This window comes from Bilifractor sp. LCP21S3_A7, assembly GCF_052118825.1.
In the GTDB taxonomy this organism is placed as follows: Bacteria; Bacillota; Clostridia; order Lachnospirales; family Lachnospiraceae; genus Bilifractor.
Genome location: NZ_JBQKGL010000003.1, coordinates 253,782 through 267,747, shown reverse-complemented (window position 1 = coordinate 267,747; position 13,966 = coordinate 253,782). Strand labels below are relative to the sequence as shown.

At 50.5% G+C, this 13,966-nt stretch carries 12 protein-coding genes; all 12 read left to right on the top strand.

What is annotated here, in order from left to right; all coding sequences use genetic code 11:
* Positions 1 to 2: 2 nt before the first annotated feature.
* The 12 genes from asp3 to ACTQ1O_RS04255 all read left to right on the top strand — a co-directional run bounded on the left by asp3 (position 3) and on the right by ACTQ1O_RS04255 (position 13,855).
* On the top strand, positions 3 to 467 hold the full coding sequence (gene asp3, locus ACTQ1O_RS04310; RefSeq protein WP_441486264.1) for an accessory Sec system protein Asp3: 465 nt from the start codon (positions 3 to 5) through the stop codon (positions 465 to 467).
* A gap of 119 nt (positions 468 to 586) precedes the next feature.
* Positions 587 to 2,908, top strand: coding sequence for a preprotein translocase subunit SecA (secA, locus tag ACTQ1O_RS04305; RefSeq protein WP_441486263.1), 2,322 nt, complete (start codon positions 587 to 589; stop codon positions 2,906 to 2,908).
* A gap of 446 nt (positions 2,909 to 3,354) precedes the next feature.
* Complete coding sequence (locus ACTQ1O_RS04300) at positions 3,355 to 3,912, top strand: cupin domain-containing protein (protein ID WP_441486262.1); 558 nt, start codon at positions 3,355 to 3,357, stop codon at positions 3,910 to 3,912.
* A 38-nt stretch (positions 3,913 to 3,950) separates the two neighbouring features.
* A complete protein-coding gene (gene potA / locus ACTQ1O_RS04295; RefSeq protein ID WP_441486261.1) occupies positions 3,951 to 5,393 on the top strand; it encodes a polyamine ABC transporter ATP-binding protein in 1,443 nt (480 codons plus the stop codon).
* A 101-nt stretch (positions 5,394 to 5,494) separates the two neighbouring features.
* Positions 5,495 to 6,280, top strand: a complete 786-nt coding sequence (locus ACTQ1O_RS04290) for an ABC transporter permease (protein WP_441100043.1) — start codon at positions 5,495 to 5,497, stop codon at positions 6,278 to 6,280.
* A 35-nt stretch (positions 6,281 to 6,315) separates the two neighbouring features.
* A complete protein-coding gene (locus tag ACTQ1O_RS04285; protein WP_441486288.1) occupies positions 6,316 to 7,077 on the top strand; it encodes an ABC transporter permease in 762 nt (253 codons plus the stop codon).
* Entirely contained in the window at positions 7,074 to 8,786 is a 1,713-nt protein-coding gene (locus ACTQ1O_RS04280; protein ID WP_441486260.1) for an ABC transporter substrate-binding protein, read from the top strand. The genes ACTQ1O_RS04285 and ACTQ1O_RS04280 overlap by 4 nt, the downstream gene beginning before the upstream one ends.
* 317 nt (positions 8,787 to 9,103) lie before the next feature.
* Positions 9,104 to 9,373, top strand: coding sequence for a kinase to dihydroxyacetone kinase (locus ACTQ1O_RS04275; RefSeq protein WP_441100046.1), 270 nt, complete (start codon positions 9,104 to 9,106; stop codon positions 9,371 to 9,373).
* Positions 9,374 to 9,912: 539 nt separating this feature from the next.
* Positions 9,913 to 11,346: an acyl-CoA carboxylase subunit beta gene (locus ACTQ1O_RS04270; protein ID WP_441486259.1), complete on the top strand. Its 1,434-nt coding sequence runs from the start codon at positions 9,913 to 9,915 to the stop codon at positions 11,344 to 11,346.
* 14 nt (positions 11,347 to 11,360) lie between these two features.
* On the top strand, positions 11,361 to 12,182 hold the full coding sequence (locus ACTQ1O_RS04265; RefSeq protein ID WP_441486258.1) for an OadG family transporter subunit: 822 nt from the start codon (positions 11,361 to 11,363) through the stop codon (positions 12,180 to 12,182).
* Positions 12,183 to 12,267: 85 nt separating this feature from the next.
* A complete protein-coding gene (locus tag ACTQ1O_RS04260) occupies positions 12,268 to 12,660 on the top strand; it encodes a biotin/lipoyl-containing protein (RefSeq protein WP_441486257.1) in 393 nt (130 codons plus the stop codon).
* Positions 12,661 to 12,700: 40 nt separating this feature from the next.
* Complete coding sequence (locus ACTQ1O_RS04255) at positions 12,701 to 13,855, top strand: sodium ion-translocating decarboxylase subunit beta (protein ID WP_441486256.1); 1,155 nt, start codon at positions 12,701 to 12,703, stop codon at positions 13,853 to 13,855.
* Positions 13,856 to 13,966: the final 111 nt, after the last annotated feature.

The window sequence follows — 13,966 nt, the reverse complement described above, 5'->3', positions numbered from 1 at the left end:
TTATGGAAGATAAGATAAATAAGGATACTAAGAATAATAAAGGAAAAATATGGACCGTGTACTGGAGGGAATATACCAGTGACGCATATCTGTACGGATCGGAAATTGAATTTTTGTCTCTGGATGACGTATTTTTCCGGAACGCGTTGATTCCGCCCGGGACAGCAATCAAGACCTGGTACTCCATGGTAAATTATCAGGCGGGCAGAATCGAACCGACGCTCCCTATTATCGACGGGGAGGGAAGGTATCACATTTCCGTGGATCTGGATTGTGAGGTTCCCGGAGGCTTCTTCCTTCAGCTGGTATTTTTCGGAAAAAACGGAGAAGAAGCAGGAAACCTGATAGTCGATCAGCCGGAGATGGATTTCAGGTGTCCGCTGAAGACGTACAGTTACAAGGCGCAGCTGATCTGCGCAGGCGGACATGCGTTTCATTTTCACTCTTTTACAATCTCGGAAAAATAGACCAACGATGATGATCGGAAAGAATGAGAATAATTATGCCTGTCAGTAAGAACGGGAATTATTATATCTATCGGTAAGAATGAGAATAGCTATACCTGTCAGAAAGAACGGGAATCACTATGACAAACAGATATTTCATGAACATCACTGGGAAGGTCAAAGCCTGCGCCCGGAGGATGGCCGGACTGAGTGATAAACAGCTTCAGACGGTGACAAATGATTTAAAATCACAGCTGAAGAGCGGCAGGACTCTGGATCAGATTCTTCCGGAAGCCTATGCGGCGATCTGTGAAGCGGACCGCCGTGTTCTCGGCAAATATCCGTATGACAATCAGATATACGGCGCCGTTGCGATGCATCACGGCTGCCTCGTGGAGATGAATACCGGAGAGGGAAAGACTCTGACGGCGACCATGCCCCTGTATCTGCATGCCCTGACGGGGAAAAGCACTATTCTGGTAACGGCAAATGAATATCTGGCTTATCGTGATGCGGCCCAGATGCGTCCTGTATTTTCGTTCATGGGTCTGACAGAGCGGGCAGGTGTAACGCGGCAGCCCGGACAGGCACTGACCAATGATGAGAAAAGGAAGAATTACAGCGCGGATATTCTCTATACGACGCATGGAGCTCTGGCCTTTGATTATCTTCTGAACAATCTGGTCCGGCGCGCGGAGGATCGTTTTCTGCGCGATTTTTATTTTATCATCATTGATGAGGCAGATTCCGTGCTGCTGGACGGCGCGCAGATGCCGCTGGTGATCTCAGGCTCTCCCCGTGTGCAGTCAAATCTCTATGAGATGACAGATTTTTTTGTATCCACCTTAAAGGAAGACCGCGACTATCTGACCGAGGATAAGGCGGTGTGGCTGACGGATCACGGAGTTGCCTATGCCGAGCGTTTTTTCGGCATCAGCGATTATTATGATCACAGAAACTTCGAGATCAACCGTCATGTCACACTGGCTCTCCGGGCGCATGTGCTGTTGAAACGGCAGGAGGATTATCTGGTTTCCGATCAGGATGAGATTGTCCTTCTGGATAATGACACCGGTCGAAGTCTCCCGGGAATGAAACTGCGCGGCGGCGAGCACCAGGCTCTGGAGCAGAAGGAGCATGTGCCCCTGACGCAGGAGCAGCGCTCGGTCGCCTCCATCACATATCAGAACCTGTTTCTTATGTTCCCCAAAATGTGCGGAATGAGCGGTACGATTTCAAACGCCCGGCAGGAGCTGCTCTCGGTCTATCACAAGAGGGTTGTTGTCGTTCCGCCGCACAAAAAGCTTCGCCGCGTCGACCGGAAGGACCGTTATTTTGTAACCGCGCAGGAACAGTTCAAGGCAGCCATTGAGGAGACATTGAAGTGCCACAGGAAAGGACAGCCGGTGCTCATTGTAACCGCCACCATTCAGGACACGCAGATTTTCTCACATATGCTGGTGGAAAGGAGCGTGCCGCACAGCGTCCTGAACGCGGACAATGCCTACTGGGAGGCTGAAATCATCGCGGCTGCCGGCATGCGAAATGCTGTGACCGTGTCTACCGGAATGGCCGGCCGCGGCACAGATATCAAACTGGAGGAAGGAGTGGCCGGGCTCGGCGGGCTGGCTGTCATCGGTATCGGCCGTATGGAAAATCTCCGCCTGGAGCGGCAGGCGAGAGGACGTTCCGGGCGGCAGGGAGATCCCGGATCCTCGCAGTTTTTTGTTTCTCTGGAGGATGACATTGTCATGACGATGTATTCCGAAAAGGCCGGAGAATATCTGGATCGCAGCCGTCCGATTGCCCCGTGGAAACTGAGACATCTGATCAACAGTGCGCAGAAGACGAGGGAGGAGCAGAGCATCTCTACCCGAGAACAGGCAGTGCGCTACGATAAGATTCTGCGCCGCCAGCGCGAAATTCTCTACGGTGCGAGAAACCGTCTGCTTGACCGGGCGCAGATCGACAGAGAGACAATGTGGGGCATCATCAACGATGCTCTGACGTCCTTTGTGAAATCACATCCGGACCTGCAGGAACATGAACTTACCCGGTATGTTCTGGACAATCTTTCCTATGAGCTGGATCCGGAGATTCTGACACCTCCTAAGGATCCGAACGAGCTTCTCCGGCGAATGCAGCAGTATGCCACAAAGCTCTATGACCGGAAAATCTCTACTTTTGATCAGCAGGAACAGGCACAGGATTACATGCGCCAGTGTATCCTCCGCGCACTTGATGACGGATGGGTGGAGGAGGTGGATTACCTGCAGCAGCTGCAGTACGCGATTACGACACGCGGCACGGCGCAGAGAAACCCCGTCTTTGAATACAGCCGGGAGGCGTATCATTCATTTGAGGACATGAAAGAGACCATGAAGAAGAACATCTCGAGGAATTTCTTCCTGGGTGATCCGGAAACAGACGCAAACGGGCAGATGAATATTATATTTCCGTAGATTATTGCGGCGGAAAAATAACGCAATCAGGAGGGGTGTCACAATGGGTATAAGTCCCTGTGTTCTCCCGATGCCTCACAGCTTCCGTGCCGCTAACAGGTATGAGCATTCAAGTGCCGCTAATGCGTCACTGCATGCTCATACCTGTTTTTTTACGCGAACAGTGAGCCGCAGCCGAATGCGAAGTATTCGTGTGCGGCGAGCGTCGCGATAGCGAGATAAAACTCGCGCAGCGTGTTTTATCTCGTTGCAATGTTAACTGTATCATTAATAGTTGACTTTTTGTTTATTGCTAGTATAATCTTCTCTGGATAAATGGTTTAGCGTCAGAACACTTTGTGTTTACTTGCGGAGTATGGCACGATATGAGGCAGCGTGTGACATCAACTGCTCACGACCTGAAGACGGTGGGCTTCCGCCTATGACAACCGAAAGGATTAATCTTAATGAATACAGATGAAATTAATGCCAACATCGGCAGACGGATCCGGGATCTGCGAAACCGGAATGATCTGACGCAGCAGGAGCTGGCGGACCGGTCCGAGCTCACCAAGGGCTTTATCTCGCAGCTGGAAAACGGGCAGGTGTCGCCTTCCGTGGAGACGCTGATGAATCTGATTGAAATCCTCGGCACGACGCCGGCGGATTTTTTTAAGGAAGGAGAGAAGGAGCAGGTCGTTTTCTCCCCCGGAGATTACTTTGTCAAGACGGATGACGCAGGAAACAGCCGGACATGGCTGATCCCGAGTGCCCTGAAATTTCAGATGGAGCCGCTTCTGGTCGTCATTCAGCCGCATGAAAGTCTGGATGAGGACAAGCCTCATACCGGGGAGGAGTTCGGCTATGTCCTCAGCGGATGCATCAGTCTCTATCTCGGAGACAAGGTCTATCACGTGAAAGCGGGCGAAAGCTTTTACTACAGGACGGAGAAGGATCACCGGATTGCGAATCAATCCGCCAGACCTGCAAAGCTGATCTGGATCAGCACGCCGCCGATGTTCTGAATCAGGTTTTTCTATATTATTTTGAGAGGTTTTGTACGATGGAGAGCACGAATATTATCGAATTAAAACATGTCACCCGCTCCTTCGATGACGGCTTCAGCGCTGTGACGGATTTTAACCTGGAGGTAAAGCGCGGGGAGTTCGTAACCTTCCTCGGCCCTTCCGGCTGCGGAAAAACCACGACGCTCCGGATGATTGCGGGTTTTGATCTTCCGACTTCCGGTGAGATCCTTCTGAACGGCAGATCCATCACGGATCTTCCGCCGTACCGCCGGCCGATCAACACGGTCTTCCAGCGATACGCGCTTTTTCCGCACATGAACATTCACGACAACATCGCATATGGCCTGAAACAGAAGAAGACCCCGAAGGATCTCATCGAGAAGAAGGTGAAAAAGGTCCTCGCTCTCGTGGACCTGGAGGGCTTTGAGCGCCGAAATGTATCGACACTTTCGGGCGGACAGCAGCAGAGAATTGCCATCGCGCGCGCTCTGGTGAATGAGCCGGAGATTCTGCTTCTGGATGAACCGCTGGGGGCGCTGGATCTGAAGATGAGGCAGGAGATGCAGTACGAGCTGAAAGATATGCATGACAAGCTCGGTATCACCTTCATCTATGTCACCCACGATCAGGAGGAGGCATTGACTATGTCGGACAAGATTGTGGTCATGAATGAGGGGAAGGTTCAGCAGATCGGGACTCCGGAAGATATCTATAACGAGCCGATCAATGCTTTTGTCGCCGACTTCATCGGTGAGTCCAATATCTTCAATGGCATCATGACCGGAAAGCGCAGAGTCCGCTTCGGCGGCGGTGAGTTCGACTGTGTCGATGATGTGGCGGAGGGAACGCATATCACGGCAGTCGTGCGCCCGGAGGATATTGAGATCACCGCTCCGGAAAAGGGCATTGTACAGGGAACCGTAACCAATGTCATATTCAAGGGAATTCATTATGAGATCACGGTGACCGCCGGCAAATACGAGTATGAGATCCAGTCTACAAAGAATGCGTCTGTCGGAAGCCGTGTCGGCCTCTTTGTCGAGCCGGACGGAATCCACGTCATGATTGCCGAGGATCATACGAATGTCTTTTACGCGGATATCAACAGAGATTTCCGTCTGGAATACAACGGTCAGAAGATTGAGACCAGCGTCACGAAGATCATCACCGGAAGCCGTCGTCTGGAGGACGGTTCTCTGGTCGACGCGCAGGGGGATGTCATTGATCTGAACCGCACAAGGATCCGGGTGGAGATTCAGCCGGAGGATATCGAGATGACAGACGAACAGGACGCCGGTCTGGTGCAGGGCAATATTTCCAACCTTATCTATCAGGGCGACCACTACAGCTATGTCATCCAGACTGATCTCGAACAGGATTTTGTCGTGTACGATGAGGATCTCTGGAATATGGGTGACCGGGTCAGCCTGATCATGCCTCTCGACAAGATGAAATTTGTCTATGACCGGAAGAAGTGAAGGATAATGTTCTGGCCCACTTGTGAGCAGCCTCTCCGTTGTGCCGGAAACATTGCGACCGGACTTATTATATTTGATTTTTCCTGACAGGAGATTTTATTATGAAGTTTTCCAGAAAAACCCTTGGCATTCCATACTCGGTATTTCTGATCCTGTTTGTTGTGCTGCCTCTTGTCGTGCTGTTTTTCTATGCTTTTACGAACGGGCAGGGGCACTTCACCTTCGCCAATCTGGCAGGCTTTTTTACGGATCCGAATGCCCTGGGAACATTAATATACAGTTTTGCCATAGCGGCGGTGACGACCATCGTCTGCCTGCTTCTGGCTTATCCGACCGCGTACATTCTGGCTATGAGCTCACTGAAATCCAAATCAGTGATCGTCATGATCTTTGTGATGCCGATGTGGATTAATTTTTCCCTGAGGATCACCGCCATGAAGGAAATACTGACATTCCTGGAGGGGAATCTTTCCATGTATCCCTTCCTGAATTCCGTGATCGGCATGACCTACGATTTTCTTCCGTTTATGATCCTGCCGATCTATACGACGATTTCGAGGCTGGACGGCGCGCTTCGGGAGGCTGCCATGGATCTCGGCGCGGATGAGCGCAGCACCTTTCTCTCGGTGACGCTGCCGCTTTCTGTTCCGGGAATCATCAGCGGTGTGTCGATGGTTTTTCTCCCGGCGATGACCAACTATGTCGTACTGGATATGCTGAACAACAGTACTTACATCATGGGCAGTCTGATCGGCAGCTATTTTGCCGCTTACAACTGGCACGCGGGATCAATGATCGCGCTGATTCTGCTCGGTCTGATCTGCCTGTTCACCCTGCTTTCGGGGTCCGGCGAGGAAGATAATCAGAGAGGAGGAGCGTTACTGTGAAAAAAAAGATCGGAACGTCTGTTTTCCTGTGCATCATGCTTCTGGTTCTGTATCTGCCGATCCTCATTCTCGCGGTGTACAGCTTCACAGATGCCGCAAATATCGGCTCCATCCGTGGTTTCTCCATGCATAACTATGTGACGCTGTTCACAACACCCGAGCTCCTGCAGATGATCGGCGGAACGCTGCTTCTGGCAGTCGGCTCCGCTGTGCTTGCCACTTTTCTCGGGACGATCGGAGCGATCGGTTCTTTCTATTCAAAGAGAAAATTGAATGCCGCGATTTCTACGATCAACCAGATTCCGGTCATCAACGCCGATGTGGTGACGGGTTTCTCCATCTGCATTCTGCTCGTTGTCGTGCTCGGCGTCTCCAAGGACACCTTTGTTCCGCTTGTGATCGGGCATGTCACCCTCTGCGCGCCCTTTGTCTACCTGTCTGTCATGCCGAAGATCCGGCAGATGGACTCCTCGCTGTATGAGGCAGCGCTGGATCTCGGAGCCACTCCATTCGGTGCCCTGACGCAGGTAGTGATCCCGCAGATCGTTCCGGGCATCATTTCCGGGTTTGGTCTTGCGATCACCCTGTCACTGGATGACTATTTCATCACGACATACACCAAGCCGGCTACCTTCAATACCATCAGCACCTATGTTGTCAATGCTACAAAGGGCTCACAGACGACGATCAAGACCGCTCTGTGGGCGCTGTCAACGATTATTTTTGCCGTCGTGATTCTCTTCGTGGCCATTGTAAATGTTCGTACCGCAAAAAAGGAGGAGGCGCAAAGAGCATGAAAAAAATAACAGCATTTCTTCTCGCCGGTCTTCTGGCAGGTACGATGTACATACCGACACCTGTCTACGCGGTCCAGACAGCTGCTTCGAAAGAGAAAGCCGGGGTAAAAAATACCGTTGTTGTAAATAACCCGTCTTCCGGAACGAATGCAGAAACTGTAAACGGTTCCGCCTCCGGAACGGATACAAAGACTGTAAGCAGCTCATCCTCTGGAACGGATGCAGAGACCGCAAGCAACTCTGCTTCCGGAAATAATTCAAAAATTGCCAACAGCACCGCCTCCGGAACGGATACAGAAGATAAGGATGATGTCATCACGCTCCGCGTCTGCAACTGGGAAGAATATATTGATACCGGTGACTGGAGTGAGGACGAAACAATTGATCTGGACAGCGGAGATATCTTCGGGAAGAACTCTCTGATTGATGATTTTGAAACCTGGTACTATCAGACCTACGGCAAAAAAGTCCGGGTTGAGTATTCGACCTTCGGCACAAATGAGGATCTGTACAACATGCTTACGCTCGGAGATGTATACGATCTGATCTGTCCCTCTGAATACATGATCATGAAGCTGATGTCGGAGGACCAGCTTCTTCCGCTTTCCGATCATTTTTATGATACCAGTGATACAAATAATTACTATACGCGCGGCGTATCCCCCTATATCAACAATATTTTTCAGTCAAAGGAAATCAACGGAGAGACCTGGGGCAAATATGCGGCAGGATACATGTGGGGCATTACCGGTATTGTCTATAATCCGAAATACATAACAGAGGATGAGGCTTCCACGTGGACGCTTTTCGATAATCCGAAGTTCAGACGGAAGCTGACGATCAAGGACAATGTAAGAGACTCTTATTTTATGGCAATCGGTGCCCTGAAATCAAAAGAGCTTACTTCTGCGGCTTTTGTGAATGATCCGGACTATCATCAGAACCTGGAGGATGTCATGAACGACACTTCTCCGGAGATGATCGCCGAAGTTCAGGATTACCTCCAGGATGTGAAGGACAATGTTTACTCCTTTGAGACCGACGCCGGCAAGGCGGATATGATCACCGGAAAGGTTCTCGCAAACTACCAGTGGTCCGGAGATGCGGTCTACACGATGGACCAGGCGGACGAAGACAATTACACCCTCAATTTTGCCGTACCCAGGGAGGCTACCAACATCTACTTCGACGGCTGGGTGATGCTCAAGAGGGGAATCGGCAAAGATACGCAGAAGCAACAGGCCGCCGAAGCCTTTATCAATTTCCTCTCGCGGCCGGACAATGTTATTCGGAACATGTATTATATCGGATACACTTCGGTAATCTCCGGAGGTACGGATCCGAGGATCTTTGAGTATCTGAAATGGAATTACGGGGCGGAACCGGATGAAAAGGACACCGTGGATTATGATGTCAATTATTTCTTCTCTCCGGACGGAACGGGAGATTATGTCCTGAAGGTTCCGGAAGAGCAGACGAAAAGGCAGCTCTCCGCGCAATACCCAAGCAGCGATGCCATCAGCCGATCCTCAATCATGATCTACTTTAACCCTCATAAAAACAGCGTAATCAACCAGATGTGGGTCAATGTCCGGTGCTTCAATATCCGCAAGATGCCGGTATGGGGATGGATACTTACCATCGCCGCAGTAGCGGGAATCGCCTGGCTCAGCGCCCTCCGGATCCGGAAAAGAAGAATGGACAAATAATACCGTTCTCCTTTTTCAGTCCTACACCCTCACAAAGAAGTATGATATAATACTGTATAAGTCCAGTCGCAATGTTCTTGGCCCACGGGGAGCTTGCTCACCGGTGGGCAGGAACATTAGCGACGACAACAGGTATGAGCATGGAGCGGTGTGAAGCAGCGCGAGAATGCTCATACCTGTTAGCGGCACGGAAGCTGCGAAGCAGCTCTAGTGACGCGGGGACTTATACAGTTCGTAATACAAAAAGCTCTTCAAAACCGCAGACAGGCCGCCTGTCGCAAAGCGTAAGGGACAATAAATATGTAAGGAGAAAGAACATGAAACTTCCAAAACAGACACTTGAATTCCGCTATGATACCCAGCTCCTGATTGAGGGCGAGGATCTGGATGAGGATGAGATCTCTGAGTATATCACTGAGCATTTCAAAGGCGACAGTCTGATTGCCGCGGGCGATGAGGATCTTATCAAGATCCATTTCCACACAAATGAGCCCTGGGATATTCTGAAATACGGAAGATCTCTCGGTGAGATTTTTGATATTGTGGTGGAGGATATGGACCGTCAGACACGAGGACTGAAGGGCTGAACGATTTTAGAAGTATTTTCCGTCACAAAAAAGAAGAATACTAATCTGATGAGAGTAGAAGATCAATTATCCGAATGGAGTGGTTTTCTGCTCTCATTTTATTTTATGGCTGATTAACACCTACTGGTTTTCAGCTTCTGACCCATTTACATATGTATCCATTAATGTGCACCTGTTTTTGAACGCTTCCGATGTATAATATCTGATATGTCCAAATATATTTCTATGATTATGAACGCTAACAGATTTCTTTTTGTTTCCCTATGCATCATATGCAGCAGCTCGCAGCCCATATGTGTGTTCGATTATTCTCATAGTATTTACGAACACTCTTGTGCCACTCCATATATTATATTTTCATGAAAAGTCAATGCTTTTTTTGTGAAAAAGCTAACAAAAAGTGAAACGATTTCAGGATCTTTTTCTATGTCGTGAGCAGAATATATCCCTGCCATTTGTGTTGAAATAACAATAAAAACAAGCTATAGTAGTATTTGTGAAAAAATTTGGTTTTTTTAATCATTTATGGAGGTAAAGATATGAGCAACAGTACGCAAAGCGCGGCAAGAACGAGAATTAATTCCCTCCTTGATCCGAGCAGCTTTGTTGAGATCGGAGCCGGCGTCACCGCCAGAAGTACCGATTTCAGCATGTCTGAGAAGAAAGCTCCTTCAGACGGCGTAATCACGGGCTACGGTCTGATCGACAACAACCCTGTATACGTCTACAGTCAGGACGCTTCCGTATTGAAGGGAACTGTCGGTGAGATGCATGCAAAGAAAATCGTAAGGATCTATGAGCTTGCCATCAAGACAGGCGCTCCGGTAATCGGACTGATCGACTGCGCAGGTCTTCGGCTGGAAGAGGCAACCGATGGTCTGAACGCTTTCGGTCAGATTTACATGGCACAGGCGGACGCGTCCGGCGTGGTTCCGCAGATCACAGGTATATTCGGTACCTGTGGCGGCGGTATGGCGATTGTTCCGTCAATGGGTGATTTCACATTCATGGAGTCAGGAAAAGCGAAGCTGTTTGTGAATTCTCCGAACGCTCTTGCCGGCAACAACGAATCTTCCTGTGATACCTCCGCGGCTGACTATCAGGCTTCCGAGACCGGAAATGTTGACGGAACCGGCACAGAGGCGGAGATCATCGCACAGATGCGCGCTCTGGTGAATATGCTTCCTTCTAATAATGAAGATGATATGTCCTACGCAGAGACGACGGATGATCTGAACCGTGTGAGCGCGGATCTCGCAAACTGCATCGAGGATCCGGCGCTTATGCTTCCTCGCATCAGTGACGATGGAGTATTTTTTGAATCCAAGCCTGCCTTTGGCCCGGATATGACAACGGCATTCATCAAGCTGAACGGCTATACCGTCGGCGTTGTCGCGAACCGGTCCGCAAAATACGCGGAAGACGGAAGCAAAGAAGAATACGGAAAGGTGATCAGCGCCCGCGGCGCGAAGAAAGCGGCGGAGTTCGTGAATTTCTGCGACGCCTTCTCCATTCCTCTTGTTACCTTCACAAATGTTACCGGCTTCAAGGCGGTGAAGTGTTCCGAGAACAACATGGCTGACGCGGTAGCAAAGCTTACCTTCGCATTTGCGAACGCAACGACCCCGAAGATCAATGTCATCACCGGCGAGGCTTTCGGCAGCGCATATCTGACCATGAACAGCAAGTCCATCGGCGCGGATCTCGTATATGCCTGGAAGGACGCGAAAATCGGCATGATGGATTCTCTCGCAGCTGCAAAGATCATGTATGACGGCAAGGATGGCGAGACCATCAAGGCAGAGGCAGCGAAGTACGATGAGCTTCAGAATAGCGTAAAATCCGCCGCGGCTCGGGGATATGTGGACACTGTGATTGATCCTTCCGAGACGAGAAAGTATCTGATCGGAGCGTTCGACATGCTCTTCACGAAGAGAGAGTTCCGCCGGGACAAGAAACACGGCACTGTATAAGAGAGGTTGAAGATATGAAAACAATGAAGAAAAAAATATCTGTGCTCCTTCTCCTGACATTATGCATGACCTTCCTGTTCAGCGCGATGCCTGTATTTGCGAGCGTGGATGAGGACACCGCCTCCCAGTATGTGGATTCGGTTACCTCCTTCCTGAATCAGGTATACACACTGAGCGACGATGATCTGAAGAGCCTTGACCAGAACGGTCAGGGATACTCCGTTCTGTATGATGCCTGGATGGAAGACAGAGACGAGCTTGGAGCATTCCAGAGCGTTGACTCCGTCAGCGTAAATCAGAACGACTCCAGTGACAAGACAATTGTCGTAAACGCGGTTGTTTCCTTTGAACACTACAAATCAGATGTCACGATGTATTTCAACACCGCTGAGACTGTTGTAAATGGAAACATCGTTCCTTCAGGGCTTGTCAATTATGAAATGACGACGCAGTACTCGCTCGGAGAGAAAATGGCTTCTGCAGCTGAGAACATGGCCGTCGGTCTGATCACCGTATTTGCGATTCTGATCATCCTGATTTTTGTGATCAGCCTGTTCCGTTTTATCCCGGATTCAAACGCCAAGAAAGCGAAACAGAGCGCAGGGGCAGCAACCTCAAAAAAAGCTGAACAGCCGGCGGCAACCAGATCTGCGGCCGTTCCGGCTGGCAAAAAAAGCACAGCAGATTCTGCAGCCAGGCTTGACGCAAATGATCCCGAGATCGCCGCAGTAATTGCTGCAGCAATTGCAGCTGCCATGGAGGACAATCCTTCCGGAAGCGGATATGTAGTTCGTTCGGTACGCAAGGTCGGTACCAGAAGATGGAAGCGTGTATAAAAGATTTCGTTCTCGAAGAGGAACGCTTGACTGACGTTTAATTACTGACGTTTCATTGACGTTAATTAAGGAGGAAATTCCAATTATGAAGAATTACACAATTACAGTGAATGGTACCGTTTATCAGGTTACCGTTGAGGAAGGCATTACAAATGGTGCGGTTCAGCAGGCAGCACCGGCTCCTGCGGCAGCTCCGGCTGCAGCTCCCGCTCCGGCTCCCGCACCGGCACCGGCAGCAGCTCCCGCTTCTTCCGGCGCACAGGGATCTACACCGGTTACCGCTTCTGTTCCCGGAAAAATCGTCAGAGTGGATTCTGCTGTAGGTTCATCTGTATCCGCCGGCGATGCGATTGTAACACTGGAAGCAATGAAGATGGAGATCCCGGTCGTTGCTCCGAAGGACGGCACCGTTGCGTCCATTAACGTTGCCGTTGGTGATGCGGTAGAATCCGGTGACGTTCTCGCTACAATGAACTGATTCCCGCAAGATTCTGCACATATCACCCGGAGGTAATAAAATGATAGCAACAACCCTGAACAATCTGATTCATCAGACTGCATTTTTTAATATTTCCTGGGGCAATGTCATCATGATCGTTGTTGCGTTTGTATTTCTGTACCTTGCAATCGCTCATGATTTTGAACCGCTTCTGCTGGTTCCCATTGCATTCGGAATGCTCCTTGTAAACATCTATCCCGACATCATGGCGGCGCCGACGGTAACAGCTTCCGGCTCCAGCCAGGCCGGCGGTCTGCTCTGGTACTTCTTCCAGCTTGACGGATGGTCAATTCTGCCGTCCCTGATCTTCATGGGCGTCGGCGCAATGACAGACTTCGGTCCGCTGATCGCAAACCCGATTTCTTTCCTGATGGGCGCCGCGGCACAGCTTGGTATCTATGTCGCATATTTCCTGGCCATCTTCATGGGCTTTAACGGAAAGGCTGCGGCAGCCATCTCCATCATCGGAGGTGCGGATGGTCCTACATCCATCTTCCTGTGCGGAAAGCTCGGACAGACCGCGCTGATGGGACCGATCGCCGTGGCGGCATATTCCTATATGTCCCTGGTTCCGATCATCCAGCCGCCGGTCATGAAGCTTCTGACCACAGAGAAGGAGCGCAAGATCAAGATGGCACAGCTTCGCCCGGTTTCCAAACTGGAGAAGATCCTGTTCCCGATCGTTATCACCGTAGTCGTATGTCTGATTCTTCCGACGACTGCTCCGCTTGTCGGTATGCTGATGCTTGGAAACCTCTTCCGTGAGAGCGGAGTGGTTAAGCAGCTGACAGAGACTGCTTCCAACGCGCTGATGTATATCGTCGTTATCCTTCTGGGTACTTCTGTCGGCGCGACAACAAGTGCCGAAGCATTCCTGAACGCGGATACACTGAAGATCGTCGTTCTCGGACTTGTGGCATTTATCTTCGGTACAGCCGGAGGTGTTCTGCTCGGCAAACTTCTGTGCTTCCTGACCCACGGCAAGATCAATCCGCTGATCGGATCCGCCGGTGTATCCGCCGTTCCGATGGCAGCCCGTGTATCTCAGAAGGTCGGCGCGGAGGCAGATCCGACCAACTTCCTGCTGATGCATGCGATGGGACCGAACGTGGCAGGTGTTATCGGTACCGCGGTAGCAGCCGGTACCTTCATGGCTGTATACGGTGTCAAGTAAATCCCCGGATCCTTCAGACAGAAGACGGCCAGACCCCGATGGCGGGGCACTTTGATATGTACATGGCCGCCGTACGATACATTGTATACATCAATACTATAAACTGTATAA

What these genes read in the sequence shown, in the direction of transcription:
- ACTQ1O_RS04270 (WP_441486259.1), top strand. Translation starts at nt 9,913, where the DNA reads ATGAGCAACAGTACGCAAAGCGCGGCAAGAACGAGAATTAATTCCCTC.
- asp3 (WP_441486264.1), top strand. Translation starts at nt 3, where the DNA reads ATGGAAGATAAGATAAATAAGGATACTAAGAATAATAAAGGAAAAATA.
- ACTQ1O_RS04280 (WP_441486260.1), top strand. Translation starts at nt 7,074, where the DNA reads ATGAAAAAAATAACAGCATTTCTTCTCGCCGGTCTTCTGGCAGGTACG.
- ACTQ1O_RS04300 (WP_441486262.1), top strand. Translation starts at nt 3,355, where the DNA reads ATGAATACAGATGAAATTAATGCCAACATCGGCAGACGGATCCGGGAT.
- ACTQ1O_RS04255 (WP_441486256.1), top strand. Translation starts at nt 12,701, where the DNA reads ATGATAGCAACAACCCTGAACAATCTGATTCATCAGACTGCATTTTTT.
- secA (WP_441486263.1), top strand. Translation starts at nt 587, where the DNA reads ATGACAAACAGATATTTCATGAACATCACTGGGAAGGTCAAAGCCTGC.
- potA (WP_441486261.1), top strand. Translation starts at nt 3,951, where the DNA reads ATGGAGAGCACGAATATTATCGAATTAAAACATGTCACCCGCTCCTTC.
- ACTQ1O_RS04275 (WP_441100046.1), top strand. Translation starts at nt 9,104, where the DNA reads ATGAAACTTCCAAAACAGACACTTGAATTCCGCTATGATACCCAGCTC.
- ACTQ1O_RS04290 (WP_441100043.1), top strand. Translation starts at nt 5,495, where the DNA reads ATGAAGTTTTCCAGAAAAACCCTTGGCATTCCATACTCGGTATTTCTG.
- ACTQ1O_RS04260 (WP_441486257.1), top strand. Translation starts at nt 12,268, where the DNA reads ATGAAGAATTACACAATTACAGTGAATGGTACCGTTTATCAGGTTACC.
- ACTQ1O_RS04285 (WP_441486288.1), top strand. Translation starts at nt 6,316, where the DNA reads ATGCTTCTGGTTCTGTATCTGCCGATCCTCATTCTCGCGGTGTACAGC.
- ACTQ1O_RS04265 (WP_441486258.1), top strand. Translation starts at nt 11,361, where the DNA reads ATGAAAACAATGAAGAAAAAAATATCTGTGCTCCTTCTCCTGACATTA.